At 68.8% G+C, this 22,851-nt stretch carries 20 protein-coding genes; 10 read left to right on the plus strand and 10 right to left on the minus strand.

Translation table 11 applies throughout. The annotated features are described in order from the left end of the window. Positions 1-49: 49 nt before the first annotated feature. Positions 50-3,754, minus strand: coding sequence for an ATP-dependent RNA helicase HrpA (gene hrpA / locus Y710_RS06445; RefSeq protein WP_062366830.1), 3,705 nt, complete (start codon positions 3,752-3,754; stop codon positions 50-52). A 36-nt stretch (positions 3,755-3,790) separates the two neighbouring features. Here hrpA and Y710_RS06450 point away from each other — a divergent pair, with 36 nt between their 5' ends. After that, the gene (locus tag Y710_RS06450; RefSeq protein WP_039867352.1) at positions 3,791-4,252 is read left to right on the plus strand and encodes an SRPBCC family protein; all 462 of its coding nucleotides are present in this window, start codon (positions 3,791-3,793) and stop codon (positions 4,250-4,252) included. 40 nt (positions 4,253-4,292) lie between these two features. Then, positions 4,293-5,525 carry an aminotransferase family protein gene (locus Y710_RS06455; RefSeq protein ID WP_006896286.1) on the plus strand — a complete coding sequence of 411 codons (1,233 nt, stop codon included), beginning with the start codon at positions 4,293-4,295 and terminating at the stop codon, positions 5,523-5,525. Positions 5,526-5,805: 280 nt separating this feature from the next. On the opposite strand, the gene Y710_RS06460 is transcribed toward Y710_RS06455, so the two are convergent. Both Y710_RS06460 and Y710_RS06465 read right to left on the minus strand, forming a co-directional pair. Next, on the minus strand, positions 5,806-6,345 hold the full coding sequence (locus Y710_RS06460) for an alkylhydroperoxidase, AhpD family (protein WP_006896287.1): 540 nt from the start codon (positions 6,343-6,345) through the stop codon (positions 5,806-5,808). A 55-nt stretch (positions 6,346-6,400) separates the two neighbouring features. Further along, positions 6,401-6,988 (minus strand): peroxiredoxin, encoded by a 588-nt coding sequence (locus Y710_RS06465; RefSeq protein ID WP_006896288.1) that lies wholly within the window; start codon positions 6,986-6,988, stop codon positions 6,401-6,403. Between the two features lie 138 nt (positions 6,989-7,126). Here Y710_RS06465 and Y710_RS06470 point away from each other — a divergent pair, with 138 nt between their 5' ends. After that, positions 7,127-8,113, plus strand: a complete 987-nt coding sequence (locus tag Y710_RS06470; protein ID WP_039867354.1) for a hydrogen peroxide-inducible genes activator — start codon at positions 7,127-7,129, stop codon at positions 8,111-8,113. Here the strand turns inward: Y710_RS06470 and Y710_RS06475 are convergent. Next, the gene (locus tag Y710_RS06475; RefSeq protein ID WP_039867356.1) at positions 8,097-10,241 is read right to left on the minus strand and encodes a DEAD/DEAH box helicase; all 2,145 of its coding nucleotides are present in this window, start codon (positions 10,239-10,241) and stop codon (positions 8,097-8,099) included. The two genes, Y710_RS06470 and Y710_RS06475, sit on opposite strands and share 17 nt — an antisense overlap. Beyond that, on the minus strand, positions 10,238-11,254 hold the full coding sequence (locus tag Y710_RS06480; protein WP_006896291.1) for a proteasome assembly chaperone family protein: 1,017 nt from the start codon (positions 11,252-11,254) through the stop codon (positions 10,238-10,240). Before Y710_RS06480 ends, Y710_RS06475 begins: the two co-directional genes overlap by 4 nt. Positions 11,255-11,396: 142 nt before the next feature. Here Y710_RS06480 and Y710_RS06485 point away from each other — a divergent pair, with 142 nt between their 5' ends. Together Y710_RS06485 and Y710_RS06490 are read left to right on the plus strand one after the other, a co-directional pair. Continuing rightward, positions 11,397-12,029 carry a hypothetical protein gene (locus Y710_RS06485; protein WP_062366891.1) on the plus strand — a complete coding sequence of 211 codons (633 nt, stop codon included), beginning with the start codon at positions 11,397-11,399 and terminating at the stop codon, positions 12,027-12,029. 110 nt (positions 12,030-12,139) lie between these two features. Beyond that, complete coding sequence (locus Y710_RS06490; RefSeq protein ID WP_062366832.1) at positions 12,140-13,252, plus strand: DUF4192 domain-containing protein; 1,113 nt, start codon at positions 12,140-12,142, stop codon at positions 13,250-13,252. A gap of 11 nt (positions 13,253-13,263) precedes the next feature. On the opposite strand, the gene Y710_RS06495 is transcribed toward Y710_RS06490, so the two are convergent. Beyond that, positions 13,264-13,944, minus strand: coding sequence for an iron-dependent transcriptional repressor DtxR (locus Y710_RS06495; RefSeq protein WP_006896294.1), 681 nt, complete (start codon positions 13,942-13,944; stop codon positions 13,264-13,266). 125 nt (positions 13,945-14,069) lie between these two features. On the opposite strand from Y710_RS06495, the gene Y710_RS06500 reads away from it, so the two are divergent. Both Y710_RS06500 and Y710_RS06505 read left to right on the plus strand, forming a co-directional pair. Further along, positions 14,070-15,314, plus strand: coding sequence for an acetoin utilization protein AcuC (locus tag Y710_RS06500; protein WP_006896295.1), 1,245 nt, complete (start codon positions 14,070-14,072; stop codon positions 15,312-15,314). Positions 15,315-15,438: 124 nt separating this feature from the next. Further along, positions 15,439-18,099, plus strand: coding sequence for a bifunctional acetate--CoA ligase family protein/GNAT family N-acetyltransferase (locus Y710_RS06505; protein WP_231875692.1), 2,661 nt, complete (start codon positions 15,439-15,441; stop codon positions 18,097-18,099). Positions 18,100-18,163: 64 nt separating this feature from the next. On the opposite strand, the gene Y710_RS06510 is transcribed toward Y710_RS06505, so the two are convergent. Together Y710_RS06510 and Y710_RS06515 are read right to left on the minus strand one after the other, a co-directional pair. Beyond that, positions 18,164-19,162, minus strand: coding sequence for a sigma-70 family RNA polymerase sigma factor (locus Y710_RS06510; protein WP_006896297.1), 999 nt, complete (start codon positions 19,160-19,162; stop codon positions 18,164-18,166). 120 nt (positions 19,163-19,282) lie between these two features. Then, entirely contained in the window at positions 19,283-19,873 is a 591-nt protein-coding gene (locus Y710_RS06515) for a TetR/AcrR family transcriptional regulator (protein WP_006896298.1), read from the minus strand. A 60-nt stretch (positions 19,874-19,933) separates the two neighbouring features. Between Y710_RS06515 and zapE the strand changes: the two genes are divergently transcribed. Continuing rightward, a complete protein-coding gene (gene zapE / locus Y710_RS06520) occupies positions 19,934-20,998 on the plus strand; it encodes an AFG1/ZapE family ATPase (RefSeq protein ID WP_062366895.1) in 1,065 nt (354 codons plus the stop codon). On the opposite strand, the gene map is transcribed toward zapE, so the two are convergent. Continuing rightward, a complete protein-coding gene (gene map, locus Y710_RS06525; RefSeq protein ID WP_062366893.1) occupies positions 20,985-21,770 on the minus strand; it encodes a type I methionyl aminopeptidase in 786 nt (261 codons plus the stop codon). The genes zapE and map overlap by 14 nt on opposite strands. A 78-nt stretch (positions 21,771-21,848) precedes the next feature. Between map and Y710_RS06530 the strand changes: the two genes are divergently transcribed. Next, on the plus strand, positions 21,849-22,160 hold the full coding sequence (locus Y710_RS06530) for a helix-turn-helix domain-containing protein (RefSeq protein ID WP_006896301.1): 312 nt from the start codon (positions 21,849-21,851) through the stop codon (positions 22,158-22,160). 3 nt (positions 22,161-22,163) lie between these two features. On the opposite strand, the gene Y710_RS06535 is transcribed toward Y710_RS06530, so the two are convergent. Beyond that, positions 22,164-22,580, minus strand: coding sequence for a DUF3099 domain-containing protein (locus Y710_RS06535; protein WP_062366836.1), 417 nt, complete (start codon positions 22,578-22,580; stop codon positions 22,164-22,166). Between the two features lie 35 nt (positions 22,581-22,615). Here Y710_RS06535 and Y710_RS06540 point away from each other — a divergent pair, with 35 nt between their 5' ends. Further along, positions 22,616-22,846: a DUF3039 domain-containing protein gene (locus Y710_RS06540; RefSeq protein ID WP_006896303.1), complete on the plus strand. Its 231-nt coding sequence runs from the start codon at positions 22,616-22,618 to the stop codon at positions 22,844-22,846. Positions 22,847-22,851: the final 5 nt, after the last annotated feature.

Consider the following 22,851-nt stretch of genomic DNA (forward strand, 5'->3'; position numbering starts at 1 on the left):
CACGGCACCGGCGCCACCGGTCCGAGCAGTCAGCCACCGCCCCGAGCAGTCAGCTGAACTTGTCGATCGCCTTGATTATCCGCTGCTCGGAGACTGGACCGTTGGTGCCGAGCTGCTGAGCGAACAGGCTCACGCGGAGTTCCTCCAGGCGCCACTGCACCAACTCGTTCAGCGCCTCGTGGCGTGCGGCCGGAAGCTGGGCGAGGCGCCTATTCCAGACCGCCACCACCCTGTCGATGGCGCCCATCGCCTCGTTGTCCCGGCCGGCGGCGGTGTTGAGGGACTCGAGGCGCAGCCGCGCGGCGGTCAGATAGCGCGGCAGCGAGCGCAGATGCTCCAATGCCGTCGCGCCGACGAAGCCGTCGAAGATCAGATCGTTGACCTGATCGGAGACGTCGTCGGCGGCGAGAGTCCCGGACCGGGCGTCGACGGCCCGGCGCACCGGGGAGTATTCGGCGAGCGCCGCGACGGCGGCGTCGAAGTACTCGGGTGCGCGCGACCGGATCACCGGCCCCAGCCGCGCCGAGAGCGCGCCGAAGTCACCGGGACTGCGCAGGGCGGCCAACTCCGGCTCCCGTGCCAGGGTGTCGGTGACCGCCCGTGCCGTGCAGTCGGCCAGCAACGCGTCCACGTCCGGATACGGGCTCTGGCTCAGCGCGAGCTTGGCCGGCGGCGGCAGAGTCGACGCCAGCTTGCGGCTGGGCGGCGCGATCGCGAGTCGCAGGAGTTCTCCGGCGGCGGCGGCGATGCCGGCGTCGCGCTCGGTGGAGGTGGCGGCCTTCGCGATGCGTACGCCCTGTCCCGGCACGGTCGCGAGCGTGGGATAGCGGGTGATCGTCTGTCCCGCAACGGTCGCCGTCTCGGAGTCGGCGAGGGTGCCCAGACCGTCGGCGGTCCATTCGCGGTGCAGGGGCGCACGGCGGTCGCGGTCGGCGTCGGCAGACAGGTCGGTGCGAAGCGCGGCGAGCCGGTCGCCGCGCGCGATGATCGCGCCGTCTGTGCCGGTGACTGCGAAGTGCATCCGCAGATGCGGGGGGAGTGCCGACGGATTGAAATCGCGCGGAGCCAGGGTGACCCCGCTGATCGACGACAGCTCGCGAGCCAGGCCGGTGAGCAGTGGCTCGCTGCGCACCGAGAGTCGGCTGAGAGCGAGTTCGGCGTACCGGGACGCCGGGGACATGGACTTGCGCAGGCCCTTGGGCAACGACTTGATCAGCTGCGTCGCGAGTTCGGCGCGCATCCCGGGTACGAGCCAGTCGAATCCGGTGTCTCGCACATGTGCCAGGAGCGGCTCGGGGATGATCGCGGTCACGCCGTCATCGGGTGCGCCGGGCTCGAAGTGGTAGCGGAGCTCCAGGCGGGTCTCGCCCTGCTGCCAGGCGGCCGGATAGTCGGCGGCCGTGGGGACGTCGTCTCCGAGCAAGTCCTCGGGCCGGAGGTTGAGCAGCGCCGGATCGGTGCGGCCCGCCTTCTTCCACCACGAGTCGAAATGCCGTGTCGACACCACGGTGGACGGTATGCGCGCCGCGTAGAACTCGAAGAGCTCGTCGTCGGAGATGCGCAGGTCCCTACGCCGCGCGCGATGTTCGGTCTCGGACGCGTCGCGGAGCAGCTCGGCGTTGTGGGCGAAGAACGCATGACGGTTACGCCAGCGTCCGGCGACCAGTGCCTCCTGGATGAAGATCTCGCGCGAGGTCTTCGGGTCGATCGACCCGTAGTTCACGCGGCGCTGTACCACCAGGGGAACTCCGTACAGGCTGACCTTCTCGTACGCCATCACCGCGCCGCGGCGGGTGGACCAGTGCGGCTCGGAGTAGGTGCGCGTCACCAGGTCGCCGGCCAACTCCTCGACCCAGGCCGGATCGATCGAGGCCACGGTGTGTGCGAACAGGCGCGAGGTCTCGACGAGTTCGGCGGCCACGACGAAGGCGGGCGGTTTGTTCGCGAGGAAGGATCCGGGGAAGATCGCGAACTTCGTGCCTCGGGTGCCCAGATAGTCGCGTGAGTCGCCTTGCCGCGCACCGATGTTGGTCAGCAGGCCGGAGAGCACGCTGCGATGAACGGCTGCCGGGTCCACCTCGGTGTCCGGGATCTGCCACTTGAGGTCGCTGACGGTGCGCCGCAGCTGCCGGTGCAGATCGATCCATTCGCGGATCCGCAGGAAGTGCAGGAACTCTCGCTCGCACATCTTGCGGAACTGGCTGCTTGAGAGTTCCGCGCGCCTGGCCGTCAGATACTCCCAGAGCTTGAGGTGCCCGAGGAACTCCGACCCCGGCACCGCGTGCCGGCGATGGGCGGCGGTGGCGGCCTCCCGCTTGTCGCTGGGGAACTCCCGAACGTCGGGCAGGGCCAGCGCCGCAGTGATGACGAGCAGGTGATCGAGGCAGCCGTTGTCGTGTCCGGCAACCAGCATCCGGCCCAACCTCGGGTCGACGGGCAGCCGCGCGAGCTGCTTGCCGATCTTGGTCAGCCGCGCGGACGCGGAATCGGTGCCGGTGACCGCTCCCAGTTCGGACAGCTGTGCCATGCCGTCGCGGACCGCTCGCGGGTCGGGCGCCTGCACGAACGGGAAGTCGTTGATGTCGCCCAGCCGCAGCGACAGCATCGACAGGATGACGGCGGCGAGATTGCTCCGCAGGATCTCCGGGTCGGTGTACTCCGGACGAGCGTCGAAATCGTCTTCCGAGTACAGGCGGATGCAGATGCCCGGCGCCACCCGGCCGCAGCGACCCGCGCGCTGACGGGCGCTGGCCTGTGAGACCCGTTCCACGGGAAGACGAGTCACCTTGGTGCGGGTCGAATAGCGGGAGATGCGAGCCGTACCCGCATCGATCACGTACCGGATGCCGGGAACGGTCAATGACGTCTCGGCGACATTCGTGGCCAGCACGATCCGCCGACCGTTGGACGGGGCGAACACCCGTTGCTGCTCACCGACCGACAGCCGGGCGAACAGCGGAACGATCTCGGCCGCGCTGCGTCGGCGGAGGGCATCGGCCGTGTCCCGGATGTCGCGCTCGGTCGGCAGGAACACCAGGATGTCGCCCGGGGCGTGCGACCACAGCTCGCCGACCGCCGCGTCGATCGCCGCGATCTGATCGAGGTCGTCGTGGTCGGAGTCGTCGCTCTCGCGCGGCCGATACCGAATCTCGACCGGGTACGTCCGCCCCGAGACCTCCAAGATCGGCACCGTGTCCGCGGTGGTGGCGAAATGCCGGGCGAAGCGGTCGGGCTCGATGGTCGCCGAGGTGATGATGAGCTTGAGATCCGGTCTGGTCGGCAGCAACTGCTTGAGATAGCCGAGCAGGAAGTCGATGTTGAGGCTGCGCTCGTGCGCCTCGTCGATGATGATCGTGTCGTAACCGGACAGCCGCGGATCCCGGCCGATCTCGCGCAGCAGGATGCCGTCGGTCATCACCTTGATGCGGGTGTCCTTGCCGACCTTGTCGGAGAAGCGCACCTGATACCCGACGGTCCCGCCGATCTCGGTGCCCAACTCGTCGGCGATCCGCCGGGCCACCGACGTCGCCGCGATCCGCCGAGGCTGCGTATGACCGATCGAGGTGCGGCCGAGTTCGAGGCAGATCTTCGGCAACTGGGTCGTCTTGCCCGAACCGGTCTCGCCCGCGATCACGACCACCTGGTGTGCGGAGACGGCCTCGGCGATCTCGTCGCGGCAGGCGCTGACCGGGAGTTCCGGCGGATAGGAGATCGTCAGGGCGGACAGGTCCGGAGACGGGATCGCGGAAGGCATGATGACATTGATTCTACGGTGGGCCACAATGCGGTGATGACACCCGGAACAGAGTCCTCCGCACGCGTCGTCTCCGCCGAGCGGATCGTCGCCGCACCGCGCAGCCGGATCTTCGAGCTCATCGCGGACCCCGCCCGTCAGCCCGAGTGGGACGGCAACGACAACCTCACCGCGGCCGAGCGAGGCCGGCGGGTGCGCCGCGTCGGCGACGTCTTCACCATGCGGCTCACCAAACCCGGTGCGGTGCGCGAGAATCACGTCGTCGAGTTCGACGAGGGACGTCTCATCGCGTGGCTGCCGTCGGAGGTGGGGAAGAATCCGCCCGGCCATCTCTGGCGTTGGGAACTCTTCGAGCACGCCGACGGCACCCGTGTGGTGCACACGTACGACTGGACGGAACTGCACGACCCCAAGCGCGAAGCCCGCGCCAGGGCGACGACGAGCGAACGGCTGGCGTCGTCGATCGACCGTCTCGCCCGGCTCGCGGAGTCCGGCTGAGAGGGAAGCGCAACCCGGGGTGAAGTGCGATATTCAAGGCATGGGTTCTCTCTGGCACGGCTTTGCAGACATGGGTGCGGTGACCGCGGACGGACCGTTCATCGTGACGCGCGGACGCGGGACGCGTGTCTACGACGACAGCGGCAGGGAATACATCGACGCCACCGCGGGTCTGTGGTTCGCCAACATCGGTCACGGTCGCACCGAGGTGGCCGACGCGGTGGCGCGGCAGCTGTCGACGCTCGCGCACTACTCGAACTTCGGCGACGTGGCGTCGGAGATCACCGTCGAACTCGCCGAGCGCATCGCCGCGATCGCGCCGGTACCGGGTTCGAAGGTGCTGTTCACCTCTGGCGGCAGTGATTCGGTCGAGTCGGCGGTCAAACTGGCGCGCCGGTACTGGGTCGAGCAGGGCGCGCCCGACAAGACGATCGTCGTCGGACGCAGCCGGGCGTATCACGGGATGCACGTCGCGGGCACTTCGCTCGCGGGCATAGACGCCAACGGCGAGGGCTACGGCGAGTTGATGTCCGACACCGAGACCGTCGCGTGGGATGACGCGAAGAGTCTCCTGGGGCTGGTCGAGCGGATCGGAGCCGATCGCATCGCGGCCTTCATCGCCGAGCCGATCCTGGGCGCGGGCGGAGTGTATCCGCCGCCGGAGGGCTACCTGCGCGAAGTCCGCGAGATCTGCCGCGACCACGACGTGCTGTTCATCGCCGACGAGGTGGTCACCGGGTTCGGCCGTATCGGGGCCCGGGAGTGGTTCGCCTCCTCCCGATTCGGTCTCGATCCCGACATGATGACCACGGCCAAGGGACTCACCAGCGGGTATGTGCCGATGGGCGCATTGGTGGTCGCGCCGCGGGTGGCGGCGCCGTTCTTCGCCGGCGGCACGTGGTGGCGCCACGGATACACCTACGGCGGCCACGCCGCAGCGGCAGCGGCCGCACTGGTGAACCTCGACATCATCGAGCGCGAGGGACTGCTCGAGACGGCGAGCCGTCTCGAGTCCGACCTCGCCGCGGCGTTCGCGCCGCTCGCGGAGCTGTCTCAGGTCGGCGAGGTCCGCACCGGTCTGGGAGCAGTGACGGCGGTACAGCTCGCCGACCCGTCGAAGGGAGCGGCCGCCGTGACGAAGCTGCGCGAGCACGGTGTCAGCGGCCGGGTGGCCGGTCAGGGCGCACTGCAGATCTCGCCGGCGTTCATCATGACCGCGGACGAGGTGGGGGAGCTCGCCGATCGGGTGGCGAAAGCCGTGCGGGAGCTGTAGCCACCGATATCGACGGCCACCACATCGATACCCCGAAGCCTCCCCGGAAAACCCGTTGCGGCCGCTCCGGGCATCGGCGTAGCGTTCTGCTCGTCAACAGGGAAGGAGGTGGTCCGAGAAATGGTGAATTTCAGGACTGAGGAGGTGGCCGCCGCCTGACCGACTGACTGACGTCAGACGGCGGTTGCCCACCTGAAATGACGGCAGGCCCCGAGCGCGTGAAGTTCACGCGCTCGGGGCCTGCCCGCATGTGGCCCGCAGTGGTGCGGGCGGCAGTCCGTCAGACTCCCGCGGCGGCGAGTGCCTCGGCGGAGGTGATCGCCTGGCCGACGCCGGCCACGATCGACGCGGCCTTGAGGGCCTCGAACACGACCTCGCGGTCCTGCCCGCCCTCACGGACGACGTTCTCGTGCGCGCCGACGCAGTGCTCGCAGCCGTTGATCGCCGACACCGCCAGCGACCAGAGCTCGAAGTTCACCTTGTCCACGCCCGGGTTGCCGATGATGTTCATCCGCAGACCGGGACGCAGGTCGTCGTACTTGCCGTCGAGGAAGCCGCGGCCGCGGTAGAACACGTTGTTCATGCCCATGATCGAGGCGGCGCCGAGGGCGGCGTTGTACGCCTCCGCCGACAGGTTGTCGGCGGCTTCGTCGGCGATCTCACGCAGCACGGTGGCGTTGCGGGTCGCCGCGGCGGTGGCCAGCAGCGTGCCCCACAGCTGCTCCTCGTTCAGCACCGTGGTGCGGCTGATCGAGGAGAGGTTCAGCTTGAGATCCTTGGCGTACTCGGGGAGTGCGTTCTTCAGGTTGTCGATGCTCATATCGCTCGATCCCTTCGAGTGTGAGGTGGCGTGGGAGATCCGGGAACGGCCGGAATCAGACGCCCGCGCTCATGAGCTCGCCCGCGTTGATGGTCGGGTCGCCCTTGCGCCAGTTGCAGGCGCACAGCTCGTCGGACTGCAGGGCGTCGAGCACGCGCAGGACCTCGTCGACGTTGCGGCCGACCGAGCCCGCGGTGACCGACACGAACTGGATCTCGTTGTTCGGGTCGATGATGAAGGTGGCGCGATCGGCGACGCCGTCGGCGTTGAGGACGCCGGTGGCCTCGACCAGCTCGCGCTTGAGGTCCGAGAGCATCGGGAAGGGGAGGGTCTTGAGGTCCTCGTGCTGGGCGCGCCACTGGAAGTGGACGAACTCCGAGTCGATCGAGGCGCCGAGCACCTGGGTGTCGCGGTCGGCGAACTCGTCGTTCAGCTTGCCGAAGGCGGCGATCTCGGTGGGGCAGACGAAGGTGAAGTCCTTCGGCCAGAAGAAGACGACGCGCCACTTGCCCGCGTGGTCGTCGCTGGTGACCGTGGTGAAGTAGTCGTCCGGCTGCTGCGCGTCGACCTTCGAGAGGTCGCCGCCGATGACGGCGGTGAGGTTGTAGGCCGGGAACTGGTCGCCGATGGTGAGCAGAGCCATGTGTGTACTCCTTCAATTCGGATTCATGTTGCGGGAGAGAAGATTCCGGCGGAGAAACGGTCGGTTTCCCGCCTGGAGTCCATTCTGCCCGAAACCCAGTGAAAAGCAAATGCGATAGTAGTCACTATATTGATAGGCATGACCGATCAAAGTTATCAGCCGCCCATCACCGCACTGAGGGCGTTCGTGTCCGTGGCGAAGCACTTGCACTTCGGCTCCGCCGCAGCCGAACTCGGGGTCAGTCAGCCCTCGCTGTCACAGGCGCTGGCCGGACTGGAGGCGGGGCTCGGACTCCGGCTCGTCGAACGGACCACCCGGCGGGTGATGCTGACGGCGGAGGGCCGCCGGCTGCTCGGGTCGGCGATCGCGGTGTGCGACGCCGTCGACGACTTCCTGCTCGATGCCGCCGGCGACCTCGACCCGCTGTCGGGGACTCTCCGGTTGGGATTGATCCCGACGATCGCGCCCTACATCCTGCCCCGGGTGCTGCACGGGCTCGCCGAGCGCCGACCGGCGCTCGATCTGCTGGTGGTGGAGGATCAGACCGACCGTCTGCTCGGACAATTGCGCGACGGAGCCCTCGATGCGGCGGTCCTCGCCCTGCCCGCCGGCGCACCGGGGATCGGCGAGATCCCGATGTACGCCGAGGACTTCGTCCTCGCGCTGCCGCAAGGACATCCGCTCGCCGGACGGAAGCGGCTGTCGCCGAAGATGCTGGAGGATCTTCCGCTGCTGCTGCTCGACGAAGGACACTGCCTGCGCGACCAGGCTCTCGAGGTGTGTCAGCTCGCCGGCGTCTCACCCGATCTGCGTCAGACGCGGGCCGCGTCGCTCACGACCGCCGTGCAGTGTGTCGAAGGCGGTCTGGGAGTGACGCTGATCCCGCAGACCGCGGTGGCCGTCGAGACCGCGGCGGGTGGACTCGCCACGGCCGAGTTCGCGCGTCCGCGGCCCGGCCGCACGATCGGCCTCGTGTACCGGGAGTCGTCGGGCCGGGGCGAGGCCTACCGCGCGCTGGCCGCCGACATCGCCGAACTGGTGGCCGACGGAGGCGCGGTGACCCCGGCGGGCACGCGGTCCGGCGGCACCGACGGCACCGCCGTCGACCTCACACCTGAGCGGTGAGCTGCTCCCACTCGTCGATGAGGCTGGAGTCGACGTCGCGGATCAGATCGCCGAGTTCGTCGGTGATGTCCTCGATCTCGTCGGTGACCGCCGACATCGGCAACCCGCTGTTCAGTGCGCGGTAGCAGTCGGTCAGGTACCGCAGGACGACGCCCTCGCTGCGCGCGAGCCCTAGGTCGGAGATGAGCTCGGTGAAGGTCATCGACCGCTCCCGCATGTACCGCAGGACGGATTTGGGCGACGGGGGAGTGTTCGCCAGCCAGGGATGGCCCCGGCGATAGGTCTCGTATGCGAAACCGATCTCCTCGGCGAGCGGCTGCGGCCACGTGATCTGCTCGAGTCGCTCCATGCGCTCCTCGTACTCGATCCCGTCGGCCTTCATCTCGGCGACGGCGGCGTCGCGCGCCTGCTTGCGCTGCGCGACGAGCACGGGGCGCGGATCGTCGAGGGTGCATTCGAGTATCGAGATCACATCGAGCGCGTAGGTGTCCGAATCGGTGTCGAGGAGTTCGAACGCGGCGACCGCGAACGCCGAGAGCGGATTGGTGAGGGCGAAGTTCTCCGGCAGGTCGATGGAGAGTTCCACGTGCTTCCCGTCCGCCGCGGGCCGGTCGAGCTTCGTCACGATCCCGGTCTCGCACAGGTCGCGGTACAGCGCGATGGTGTGCTTGATGTGGCGCAGTTGCCGCGAGCGCGGTTCGTGGTTGGTCTCGAGCAGATGCCGCAGCGCCGCGAAGCAGTCGCCGGGCCGTTCGAGCACTTCCATCAGCATCGCGGTGGTCATCCGGAAATGCGACTTCAACTCTTCGTCGGGAGCGTCGATCAGCGTTTCGAAGGTCTTCTCGCCCCAGCTGACGAACCCCTCGGGGGCTTTGCGGCGCACCACCTTCCGCAGCTTCTTGGGGTCGTCGCCCGCCTTCGCCACGGCGCGCGCGTTCTCGACGTCGTGTTCGGGTGCCTGGGCCACCACGTAGCCGACGGTGTCGAAACCCGCCCGGCCGGCACGGCCGGCGATCTGGTGGAACTCCCGCGCTCGCAGCCGGCGCACCCGGTGGCCGTCGTACTTGGTCAGGCCCGCGAACAGCACGGTGCGGATCGGTACGTTGATGCCCACGCCGAGGGTGTCGGTTCCGGCGACCACCTTCAGCAGGCCGGCCTGCGCCAGCCGTTCGACGAGCCGCCGGTAGCGGGGGAGCATGCCCGCGTGATGCACGCCGATGCCCGACCGCAGGAGTTTCGACAGGGTGCCACCGAAGCCGGTCTGGAACCGGAAGTCGCCGATCGCCTCGGCGATGGCCGCCTTCTCCTCCTTGTCACAGATCTTCACCGACAGCAGCGCCTGGGCGCGTTCGACGGCCTGCTGCTGCGTGAAATGAACCACGTAGACCGGCGCCCGGCCGGCGTCGATCAGCTCGGCGATCGTCTCGTGGATCGGGGTGATCGCGTATCGGTACTGCAGTGGCACGGGCCGCTGCGCACCGGTCACCGGCACGGTGGTGCGGCCGGTGCGGCGAGTGAGGTCGTCGACGAAGAAGTCCATGCTGCCCAGCGTCGCCGACATCAGCAGGAACTGCGGCTGCCGGTCGACAGCGGTCTCGGGCGACGGATCCGGCAGTTCGATCAGGGGGACCTGCCAGGCCCAGCCGCGGTCGGACTCGCCGTAATAGTGGAATTCGTCGGCCACCAGGACGCCGACGTCGGATCCGGCGCCGTCGCGCAGGGCGATGTTGGCGACGATCTCGGCGGTCGCGCACACGATCGGCGCGTCGGCGTTGACCGACGCGTCGCCGGTGAGCAGACCGACATTGGCGGCACCGAACTGATCGCACAGATCGAAGAACTTCTCGCTGACCAGGGCTTTGATCGGCGCTGTGTAATACGCGCGCCGCCCCCGGCAGAGCGCGAAATAGATGGCGCCGGAGGCGACGAGCGACTTGCCCGATCCGGTCGGCGTCGCCAGGATCACGTTGCTGCCCGAGACGAGCTCGAGGAGCGCCTCCTCCTGATGCGGGTACAGGTCGAGCCCGCGAGACGCCCACCACGTCGTGAACCTCTCGAATGCGAGATCTTCGTCAGTGGTGGGCGTCAGCGGAACGGTGTCGCTCGGTTCCGTGGCCGGCGTCGTCAGCTCGGATCACGTCCTTGTGTGTCGTCGGGTCCGGTGTCGCTCTCGTCGTCCGGCTCCGGGAAGGCGCCGTCGCCGAGTCCGTCGAACTCCGCGGCGTGTTCGGCCAGGAACCGCTCGAACTCCGCACCCAGTTCGTCGCCCGAGGGGACGTCCTGGTCGGCGGCCAGCAGCGAGGCCTGCTCGTTCTTCGCGCGCATGTAGGCGTCGTACTGGTTCTCCAGCGACGTGACGACGGCCGCGACCTCCGCATTGGAGGCCACCTCGCCGTCGATCTGCTCGCGCATCTGCTCCGCGGCGTTCTCGAGCGCCGCGACCGGCAGATCGAGACCGGCGACCTTTCCGATCGCCTGGATCAGTGCGGCGGACGCGCCGGGATAGTTGGCCTGCGCCAGGTAGTGCGGAACGTGCGCGGACAGGCCCGCGGTGCGGTAGCCGGCCTGGCCGAGCCGCAGTTCGAGGAGCATCGACGCGCTGGCGGGCAGCTTCATCGGGTTGCCCCAGCGGTTCAGGTCGCCGAGAGCGTCCGAATCGTTGCCGTGCGCGGTGATCGAGGCAGGCCGCGTGTGCGGAACCGCCATCGGGATCGAGTTCAGACCGACCACCTGCGAGACGCCGAACCGCTCGGCGAGTGCGGTGATCGCGGTGGTGAACTGCTCCCAGCGCAGGTCGGGCTCGGGTCCGTCCAACAGCAGGAACGGAACCCCGGCGTTGTCGCGCACCGCGTGGACGGTGAGCTTGTGCATGTCGATCCCGTCGAACTCCACACCGCTGAAGGAGATCATCGGCCGCCGCGACCGGTAGTCGATCAACTCGTCGGTGTTGAACGTCGCGACCAGTTCGGAGTCGAGGGCCTCGCGCAGGTGCGTCGCGGCCAGCGCGACGGCGTGTCCGGCGTCGGCGTAGCCCTCGAGGGCGTGGATCAGCACCGGTCCGTCGCCGTCGGCGCCGTACACGGCGGGAGCCGGGAACTCGAGATCGTAGAGCTTGCGGGGGTCGTCCTGCCGCTCGTCCATGGTCTCTCCCTTCGAATGGAACATCTCATTGTCCCGTACGGGACTCATCGCGTTCAACACGGCTCCGCGGCGGGTCATTCCCGTGTCGCGGCCGCGCGGATGGCACAGTGGTGGTGTGCGACTTGTTGCTGGAGTGAAGTCTGTGGCTGCCTTGTTGATGGTGGCCGGGGCGGCGTCGGCGTGCGCCGTGACGGGAGAGGCAGTCCCGTCACTGGACCTCTCGTCGAAGTCGGTACCGAGTTCGGCGTTCCCCTACGGCCCCGGGCAGCCGGTCCCGTCCGCCCAGGTCCCGGGCATCCTGGCGGACATCACGTTCCGTCCGCTCCGCGGTGAGAACACCCCGGCCGACTGCACTCCGGCGCCGGTGGATGCGCCGACGGCGAGGGTGCTCGTGGGGCCGGGAGGGCCCGCGCAGGGGACGCTGACCACGATGGTGGTGCGCGCCACCGACAGCTTCGACGACTTCGTTGCGCGGGTCCGCCGGTGCGGGGAGTTCGCTCTCGGCGGAACGGTCGGCACGTCGGTGGCGACCGAGGTCACTCCCGTCGACGGCGGTGTTCCCGGAGTCCGGCTCGAGCGCCGCATCCGAATGGGACCGGCCGATCAGCCCGCGCCGCCGCCGACGAGTTCGGTGACCGAGTTCGTGGCGCAGCAGGGGGACATCCGCGTCTACGTGCAGAATCGGCGTCCGGGCGGCGACGATCTCGGCGCCGAGGAACTGGGCGCCACTCGCACGCTGTTCGACGCCGCACGGACACGCGCGTTCGGCGGCTGACGCACCACCGACGGGCATACGCCCAGGTCGATCTGTGCATCGACGCCTTGTCGGTCAACATCGGCCGGCGGGGTCTTCCCGGCCGGCCGCGTCGAGGCCAGCGTGGGTGCATGACCAATTCACTCAGCATTCCCGCAGGCGGCCACACCGACGGTCGCTCCGATCCCGACAAGTTGCTCGCCGCGGTCCCGGGACTGCTCGGCTTCGTGCCCGAACAGTCGATCGTGCTGCTGGTGTTCGGTGCCGACCGCACTGTCGTGGCGACCATGCGGCACGATCTGTGCCTGACCAAGAACGGTTCGCCGTCCGCCGGCATGCGGCAACTGTTCATCCGGTTGGGGACGCTCGCGGCCTCCTACGGGGCCATCGGCACCGTCGCGGTGATCGTCGACGACCGCTACCCGCCCGACGACGACCGCTACCGCGCCGTCGCGGCGGCTGCGAACAAGGGCTTCGGCCCCGCGGGCGGACTGTCCGCGGCGTTCGCGATGGCACAGGCCGCCTCGGGCAGCCGGTGGCACACCGTGTGGCGACCGGCCGGGGGCCGAGCGGCGCCCTATCCGTTCACCGCGGCGGTGCCGGCCACCGGAGTGCTGTCGGACCCCAACGCCTCGCCGACCGCGCTGGAGCGCGCGGTCCACTCCGGCAGACGGATTCTGGCGCGGCGGTCGGAGATGCTTGCGCTGCTGTCGCCGGAACCGCACTGCGCCCGGGCGGGCTGCCGCGGCGTGTCACCGGTTCCGGTGCGGCACGAACCCGGCCGCGTCGACGCGCAGGGGCTCGCATTCGCGCTGGGAACGCTGGCCCGTTTCAGCGCCGGCGACACCGATCTGACGTGCGCGGACGTGAACACCCTCGCCGAAGCGCTGATGTCGGTACATGTGCGCGACGCGCTGCTCGGACTCTCGCTCACCGAACAGCGCGGCGCGGCGGAGGATCTGTGGCGCACCCTGACCAGACGGCTCGACGGCCATGCCCGCGCGGCGGCGGCCACACTGCTCGGGCATCTGCACTACATGGCCGGGGAGGGCGCGTACGCGGGCGTGGCGTTCGGCGTGGCGCACGACGCCGACCCCGACTACCATCTCGCGAACCTGCTCGACACCGCACTGATCAACGGCATGCGACCGAGGGAACTGCGCGGACTCGCCGAACTCGCATACGAGATCGCCGAGAGCCTCGGCGGCCCTCTGCCCGCCCCGGTGCACGAGCCGGCCGGCTGACCGTGCGGTGATCAGGTCTTGTTGACGAAGATCGCGTGCGAGATCTCCGAGGACAGCGTCAGCCCCTCGTGTCCGGGAGTGTTGATGATGACCGCACGGGGTGTCACGTTCACCGACACGCGCGCGTTCGGCACCACGCCGGCCTGCCGCAGCTCGGAGATCAACTCCGGGTCGGCCTGCGCGTGCTCGGACATACGCGTGATCACGACAGTGCTCTCACCCTGGGGGAGGTCGACGAGCCGCACCGAGGTGTCCTCGCGCGCACTGGCCTCGACCCCGAGCTGCTCCAGCCCGGGAATCGGATTGCCGTACGGCGACGTGGTCGGGTTGTCGAGGACCTCGACGATGCGCCGCTCGACGTTCTCGCTCATCACGTGTTCCCAGCGGCAGGCCTCGTCGTGCACCTCGTCCCACGGCAGACCGATCACGTCCACCAGCAGCCGCTCGGCCAATCGGTGCTTGCGCATCACTGAGATGGCCAGATTGCGGCCCTTGTCCGTGAGTTCGAGATGCCGATCGCCTGCGACGCGCAGGAGCCCGTCGCGCTCCATGCGCGCCACCGTCTGCGAGACCGTCGGTCCACTCTGTTCCAGGCGCTCGGCGATGCGAGCGCGCAGCGGGATGATCCCCTCCTCCTCAAGGTCGTAGATCGTCCGCAGATACATCTCTGTGGTATCGACAAGATCGTTCACGAAGCCTCAGTCCTTTCGCCTCAGTTCAGGTTACCTGTAAGGCAGGGCGTCAGGGGCACCTGATGCAGTCCCCGAGTGGCGTGAAACCGTTAGCGTGACAGGGTGATGCGAAAAGAGGCGAGGCGATGAGTGCGGCGATCATCTGGAGCGAGCACTTCATGGAGTACAAGTGGGCCTACACCCACCCGATGAGTCCGGTGCGCCTCGCCCTCACGATGTCGCTGGCGCGCAGCCTCGGTGTGCTCGACGACGTGGACACGATCGAGCCGCTGCCGGTGGACGACGGGCTCCTGACCACCGTCCACACGCAGGGTTACGTCGACGCGGTCCGGGCCGTCAGCTACGGCACCGCCTCGCTCAACGGCCCGGTCCTCGAGCGTCTCTTCGGCCTCGGCAGCGCGGACAACCCGATCTTCGAGGGCATGCACGATGCGGGAGCGATGCTGGTCGGCGGCTCGGTGGCCGCGGCCGCGGCGATCGCGTCCGGAAGTGTGCGCCGAGCGGTCAACATCGGCGGCGGCATGCATCACGCGATGAAGGGCCACGCCGCCGGCTTCTGCATCTACAACGACTGTTCGATCGCGATCCGCTGGCTGCTCGAGCACGGCTACGACCGGATCGCCTACATCGACGTCGACGCGCACCACGGAGACGGCGTGCAGGCCGAGTTCATCGGCGACCCGCGGGTGATGACGGTGTCGCTGCATCAGCACCCCGCGACGCTGTGGCCCGGCACCGGCTGGGCCACCGAAGTGGGCGAGGGACCGGCCACGGGCACCGCGGTGAACGTCGGACTGATGCCCGGGCTGCCGGACTCGTTGTGGCTGCGCGCCTTTCACGCCGTCGTTCCGTCGATGGTGGAGGCGTTCAAGCCGCAGATCCTGGTGACGCAGATCGGTGTCGACAGCCACCGCGACGACCCGCTCACCGACCTGGCACTGACCGTCGACGGCCACGCCGCCGCGGTCCGGGCGTTGCGCGAACTCGCCGACCGGTACTGCGAGGGACGCTGGCTGGCCGTCGGCGGCGGGGGATACGGCGTGATCAACGTGGTCCCGCGCAGCTGGACGCATCTGATCGGCGCGGCGCTCGATCGCGACGTGCCCGCGCAGACCCGCATCGGGGACGACTGGCTCGCCGGCGCGCAGGATCTGGCGAAGACGGTTCACCCCGACTACGCGCGGCCGCCGGAGGCCACGATGGGAGACGGCGGCGTCACCGACTTCGTCCGCTGGGACGGCGACGGCAGCGCAGAACCACCCGACGGCGTCTCGGAGACCGCCCAGCGGCAGACCGACAAAGCCATCATCGCCACCCGCCGAGCGGTGTTCCCGCTGCACGGCCTGGACCCGGAGGATCCTCGTGACTGACACGCCCGACACCGGATCGACGGACACCGCGAGCGATACGGAGGACACGCCGACGACCGAGGACGCGCTCCCGCGCGAGTACCCGCGGCAGTGGAGCGCCGACGTCCTCGCCTCGGACGGAGGCGTGGTTCACATCCGGCCCATCATGCCCGCCGACGCCGACCTGCTCGTCGAGTTCCACAACGGTCTCAGCGAACGCACCCGCTACATGCGGTACTTCGGTCCGACGCCGACGCTCCCGCCGCGTGAAGTGGTGCGCATGACGACGGTGGACTACCGCAACCGCGTCGCCCTGCTGGCCTTCCTCGGCGACCGGGTGATCGCGATGGGGCTGTACGAGGGGCTCGCGGCGGACGGTAAACCGACCTCCGCCGAGGTGGCCTTCGTGGTCGCCGACGATCACCAGGGCCGTGGGTTGGGTCCGATCCTGCTCGAGCACCTGGCGGGTGCGGCGGCGGAGAACGGCTTCACCCGGTTCGAGGCGGAGGTGCTGTCGGAGAACCCCAACATGGTGGCCGTCTTCCGTGATGCGGGATATCAGATCAGCCGGGCCTTCGACGGCAGCACCGTGCACGTCGAGTTCCTGATCGATCCCACCGAGGCGCTGACGGCGGTGCGCAACGCCCGCGAGCGTGCCTCGGAGGCACGCAGCATCGCGAATCTGCTGCGTCCTTCGTCGGTGGCCGTCATCGGTGCCTCCGCCGACCCCAAGAAGGTCGGCAACGTGTTGCTGGCGAATGTGCTCGCGGCCGGCTTCACCGGGCCGGTGTTCCCGGTGAACGGTTCGGCGGTGGCGTCCGAACCGGACGACGCCCAGCCCCGCCGCGGTCCCGGACGACCGCCGCGCACCGCACCGCCGTCGGTGCGCGGGATCCGCTCCTATTCGACGGTGCGCGACATCCCCGACCCGGTGGATCTGGCCGTCATCGCGGTGCCTGCCGCGCGCATAGACCAAGTGCTCGACGACTGTCTCGCCAAAGGCGTGCGGACCCTGGTGGTGGTGTCGGCGGGCTTCGGTGAGAAAGGCGAGGCCGGGCTGGAGAACGAGAAGCGGCTCGCCGAACAGGTCCGCGCCCACGGGATGCGCCTGGTGGGGCCCAACGCGCTCGGTGTGGTCAACAACCATCCCGACATCGCGCTGAACGCGTCACTGGCTCCTCGCATTCCGGGGGCGGGCCGCGTCGGATTCTTCTGCCAGTCCGGTGCGCTCGGCATCGCGATCCTCGACACCGCCGCCCACCGCCGGCTCGGCCTGTCGACGTTCGTCTCCGCGGGCAACCGCGCCGATGTGTCCGGGAACGACGTGCTCCAGTACTGGGACACCGACGACGACACCGACGTGGTGCTGCTGTACCTGGAGAGCTTCGGCAATCCGCGCAAGTTCGGGCGGATCGCCCGCCGGGTGGCGTCCAAGAAGCCGATCGTCGCGATCAAGTCGGGCAGCGGGGCGATGTCGCCGGTACACGCCCAGCGCACCGGTCCGGTGCGCGACGACCGCGTGGCGCAGATGGTGCTGGAACAGGCCGGGGTGATCCAGGTCGAGACGATCGCGGAGCTCTTCGACTCCGCTACCGTGCTGGCCTACCAGCCGCTGCCCGACGGTCCCCGGACGGCCATCCTCGGAAACTCGTCGGTCATCGCGTCCCTGGCTGCCAACACCGCCCGCAGCTCGGGCCTCGAAGTGGTCTCGATCGTGGATCTGGGGCCGGCCGTGACACACGACGCACTGTCGGCCGCCGTCGCCGAGGCGATGAACGACGACGCGATCGACGCGGTGATCGTGGTGTTCGTCCCGCCGGTGGCCGTCGACTCGTCCGACTACGCGTTGGGCCTGCTGGAAGCGACCCGCCCGGCCGACGGAGGCGATGTTCCGACCAAACCGGTCGTGACGACCTTCCTCGCGGTGGAGGGTGTTCCGCCCGGTCTGTCGCGCACCGGACCGGACGGGCTGCCCGTGCGCGGGTCGATCCCGTCGTACCCGACGCCCGAGCGCGCTGCGAGCGCGCTGGCGCAGGCGTGGCGCTACTCCCGGTGGCGGTCGCGGCCGGCCGCCGCGCCCGCACCCATCCCGGATTCGCGGCCGGAGGACGCGCGCAGCTTCGTGCGAGAGGCGATGGCCGACGGCCCGCGCTCGCTCACTCCGCGCGAGGGGTCGTACGTGCTCGGGCACTTCGGCATCGAAGTGGTTCCGTTCCGGGACGTCCGGACGATGCACGAGGCGTCTGCGGCGGCGCGTGAGCTGGGATTCCCGGTCGTGGTGAAGTCCACCTCGCCGGCCTGGGTCGGTCGGGTGGACCGGGAGGGCGCCCGGCTGGACCTGTCCGACGCGACCGCGGTCATCACCGCGTTCAACGAACTGCAGACCCTCACCGGCGACTCGTCGCTCCAGGTGCAGCGGATGGCGCCGAAAGGCGTCGGGATGTACCTCCGCGTCTCCGACAGTCCGTCGTTCGGTTCGCTGATGTCGTTCGGCCTCTCCGGACGGCTGTTCGAGGCGCTCGGTGACCGGAGCTTCCGGTCGATCCCGCTGACTGAGCACGATGCCAGGGAACTGGTCGACGAGCCGAGTGTCCGGACGCTGCTGGCCGAGGACCACACCGATCCGGACGCGCTGGTGGAGTTGCTCCAGCGGGTGTCGGCGCTGATCGACGACGTCCCCGAGATCCGCGAGCTCACGCTCGACCCGATCCTCGCCTCGCCCGACGGGATCTCGGTCCTGGGGTCGCACATAGATGTCGGCCCGGTGCCCACACTCGCGGACACCGGGCCGAGGCGGCTGGGTTGACTCGGGGGATCATCGACCGCAGCCGCCGGTCTGGGGCGGGACCGCGGCGCGGTCCCTCATCGGATCAGCTCGCGTAAGCGCGGAGCTTCTCGGCGCGGTCGCCCTGACGCAGCTTGGTCATGACCTCGCGCTCGATCTGGCGGACACGCTCGCGCGAGAGCCCGAAGGCGCGGCCGATCTGGTCGAGCGTGCGCGGCTGACCGTCTTCGAGGCCGTACCGCATCGTGATGACCTGCATTTCCCGCTCGTCGAGCGTCGAGAGCACCGAGCGGATGTCGGAGTGCAGGAGGTTCGCGATGACGACGGTCTCGGCCGAGGTGGCCTCGGCGTCCTCGATGAAGTCGCCGAGCGGCGCCTCCTCGTCGTTGCCGACGGGCATGTCCAGGCTCACCGGATCGCGGCTGTGGTCCATCAGATCGGCGATCTTCTCAGCCGGGATGCCCGATTCCAGGGCCAGTTCCTCGTCGGTGGCCTCCCGGCCGAGCTGCTGGTGCAGTTCGCGGCGGATACGGGCCAGCTTGTTGACCTGCTCCACGAGGTGGACGGGCAGGCGGATGGTGCGGCTCTGATCAGCCATGCCGCGGCTGATCGCCTGGCGGATCCACCAGGTCGCGTAGGTCGAGAACTTGTAGCCCTTCGCGTAGTCGAACTTCTCGACGGCGCGGATCAGACCGAGGTTGCCCTCCTGGATGAGGTCGAGCAGCGGCATGCCCCGGCCGGTGTAGCGCTTGGCCAGGGAGACCACCAGGCGCAGGTTCGCCTCGAGCAGATGCGCGCGAGCCTGTTCGCCCTCGCGGACGAGAATGGCGTAATCGCGCTTCTTTGCCGGGCTGAGGCGCTTCTTGGTGGCCAGGAGATGCTTCGCATACAGCCCGGCCTCGATGGCCTTGGACAGGTCGACCTCCTGCTCAGCGGTCAGCAGAGCGGTGCGGCCGATGCCGTTGAGGTAGACGCGGACGAGGTCGGCCGAGGGTGACTGCGCATCCAGATCCTGCTCGGTGAGAGCCGGGCGAGTACGGGTGGAACGAGCTTCGGACGGGCGGGCAATCGTCGAGTGAGCCATGCGACCTCCTGGAGATGCGTTTCATCAGTGCGTTCACCAGGTCCAACGTCGCGGGTGCCGGAAAGGTTCCCCGTGGTTGCTGAGAAGTTGCTTAGTCTACCGCTGCGCGGTGGAATCGGCTCATTGGACCAGGTCAGGAAAGTAACGACCGATCGCATCCCGAAGTTCCCGCGCATCGCGCACCGTGCCGGAGAAGTAGGCGAGAGCCGTGACGCCCTCGCAGAACACCATCAGATCCTCGGCCAGATCGTCCGCACCCCGCTCGCGAGAGACACGGGAACGGGCGGCGAAGAGCGCGATGGCTGCGGACCGGGAGAAGAGGCACTCGCTCAGCGCCGTCGCCGTGCCGGCTTCGGCGGCGTCCGGGGCGAGGGCGTAACGGGCACGCACATCGCGCATCCGCACGCCGGTCAGATGGTGAAGATAGTCGGCGATGACCGTGCCCGGTGACGTGCCCGACGACTCGGCGGTCGCCGACACGCGGTGGAAGGCGGCGCGCGAGGTCCGGGTCAGATGCGCGATCGCGCCGCCGAGGAGTGCTGCACGGGTGCGGAAGTAGTAGGACGTCGATCCCTTGGGCAGGTCGAGAGTCCGGTCGACGGCCGAGTGGGTCACCGCGCGGTTGCCTCCGGCGGCGGCGAGGTCGAGCGCGGCCTCGCAGATCGCCTCACGGCGATCGGTCCTGGGAGTGAGATCGGGCACGGCACTCATTGAATCACCCTCTACGAACATAGAGCGTTCGTTATGTGGAAGTGGCGAGAGCAGCGAGCGATGCGTGCGGACCGGGAGCGCCGCGCCGCGGTCCGTGCGGCAGTGCATCAGCGCGCGGCACGGGAAGGGCTGCGTCTCACCGATGGACAACTCGCCGTGCTGCGGTTGCTGTCCGGTGAGGAGAACGTCTACCTCCACGGTCCGCCCGGCCGCGGTAAGAGTTGGCTCGTCGACGCCGTGATCGCGGCACTCGGTGCGCGCCGATGGCATCTGCACGAGTTCTTCCGGGATCTGCACGACGGTATCGGTGCGACCGGCGGGCTCGCCCCGAGCGTGTCCGCACTGGTCGGTTCGGCGCGGGCGGTCTGCCTGGACGAGTTCACCGTCCACGACCCGGCCGACGGAGTGCTGCTCGACCGAGTGCTGCGTGAGTTGCACCGCCGCCGGATCCGTATCATCGTGACCTCGAATCGCGCGCCCGCCGAGCTGATGCCGAACCCGTTGTTCCACTCTGCATTCGAGCCGACCATCGCGACGATCGAAGACATCTTCACCGTCGCGACCCTGGACGACGGCCGCGATCTGCGGGAGGCGGGTGCGGCGGTCGTCCTCGCCGCCGGCGGCTTCCGTCGGGGGCGTTGGACGATCTGCGGTGCGGGATCCGTGCGACGCGCCGGGGGCGGCCGCCCGGTCCCCTCCGGCGAAGAGATGGACGAAGAGGGGACGGTGGAGTTCGGGTTCGGCGAGTTGTGCGAGGTCCCCGCCCATGTATCGGACTACCTGTCGCTGGCCGAGCGCTTTCCGCGCTGGCGGGTGACGATGCCCGACGAGTGCGTCGCCGGCCCCGACGCGCTCGCCCGGTGGGCGGCACTGCTCGACGTCGCCCACGATCGCGACGTGGAGTTGACCGTCGTCGCGAGCTTCGGGCCCGGCGAACTCGCGGACCTGCTGCGTTCTCGGCTGCCCGACGCCGCTCGCGCCGTCAGCCGAATGTCGGCGTGGACGGTCGAGACTGCAGCGACGGTGGAGACTGCATGCACTGTCGAGACTGCAGACACTGTGGAGACTGCAGACACTGTGGAGACTGCAGACACTGTGGACACGGCGGCTGTCAGCGAGCGGTGAGGACGGTCGGTCCGTCCTCGGTGATCGCCACGGTGTGCTCGGAGTGCGCGGTGTTGCTCCCGTCGGCCGAGCGGATCGTCCAGCCGTCGGCGTCGTAGACGATCTCATCGGTTCCCGCAGCCCACCACGGTTCGAGAGCCAGTACCATTCCGGGCTTCAATCGGAGGCCGCGGCCGGCGCGTCCGACGTTCGGGACATGTGGATCCTCGTGCATGGTGCGGCCGAGACCGTGGCCGCCGAAGTCGGTGTTCACGCGGTAGCCGTCGGCGGCGGCGACGGCGCCGATGGCGGCGGAGATGTCGCCGAGTCGGCCTCCGGGAAGGGCGGCCGCGATGCCGGCCTCGAGAGCACGGCGAGTGGAGTCGATCAGTCGTGCGTCGGGATCGTCGGTGCGGGAATCGACGTCGTCGTCGAAGCCGACTTGAACGGTGATCGCCGAATCTGCAGTCCAGCCATCGATCGAGACGGCGAAATCCATGGTCAGGAGATCGCCGCGTGCGAGGACGTGCGGGGCGGGCAGGCCGTGCAGCACGGCGTCGTTCACGGACAGGCAGACGACGTTGCGGAACGGTCCTCGGCCGAAGGAGGGGGAGTAGTCCCAATAGCAACTGACCGCGCCGCGATCGGCGATCAGCCGTCGTGCGTGATGTTCCAGATCCATCACGTCGACGCCCGGGCGCGCGAGACGTGAGAGGTCGGTGAGGACCTCGGCGACGAACGCGCCGGTGACCGCCATCTTCCCGATCTCATCCGGCGTTTTGAGCTCCATCATCGTCATCTCCCAGCGTTGGTATTTAAATACCGACACTGTAGCAGCCCCGCGGTATTCGAATACCGCTAAGCTGCGGGTATGGTTCGTCTCCCGTTGACTCCCGAGCAACTCGCCGCAGGCAGACGCCTCGGAGTCCTCTTCCGCTCCGCACGGGCCGACCGCGATCCCGTGCGGGTGGCGGCCGCAGCCGGGATCTCGCCGGAGACGTTGCGCAAGCTCGAGTCCGGCCGGATGCCGAGCCCGAGTTTCGGGACCGTCGTCGGGCTGTGCGCGGCGCTGGAGATGCCGGTCGACGATGCGGTCGCGACCTGGCTGGCCGACGGCGTGGACGGCGACCGAGTGGACGGCGACCGTATCGGCGGCGGACGCGACGAACGCGCGGTGGGCTGAGCCCTACTCGCGTTCCGGGTGCTCGGGATCGGGACGTCCCTCCACCTCGGATTCGATGATCCGGTGCGACCGGTCGTCGTAGCGATCGCGATGCGGCTCGGGCGCGATCTCCGGCTGCACGGAGCGGGTGCTGCCGTAGTGATACATCGGCACCTCGCCGTGCTTGCGGGGTTCCCGGTCGTTGGCCTTGAGAACGGCGATCCACGGAATCGGGATGGACGCGACAATGATCGCCAGTGCGATCCAGCCGTTCTGCGTGACGCCGTACACGATCGACGCGATGATCAGTGCGGGGATACGGATCGACATCATCAGGAAATAGCGGCGCTTGCGGGCGCGGAAGACGGCGTCGCGGTCGGGTTCAGCGCTGGTGATCAGGAAGCTGTCGCCGTCACCATCGCGTCCTCGTCGTTCCGCCATACCTCCATGGTTGCACAGTGGTCCACAATGGAGTCATGGCTACTCAGACGATCGAACGCCCGGACATCGATGAACGCACTGAGGAGGACGATGACACTCCGAAAGTCTTCCACTATGTGAAGAAGGACAAGATCGCCGAGAGCGCGGTCATGGGTACTCACGTGGTCGCCCTGTGCGGTGAGGTCTTCCCGGTCACCAAGTCCGCGAAACCCGGCTCGCCGGTCTGCGAGAAGTGCAAGAAGATCTACCAGAAGATGAAGAAGTAACCGAT

The sequence above is a fragment of the Gordonia sp. QH-12 genome (assembly GCF_001578675.1).
Classification (GTDB): Bacteria; Actinomycetota; Actinomycetes; order Mycobacteriales; family Mycobacteriaceae; genus Gordonia; species Gordonia sihwensis.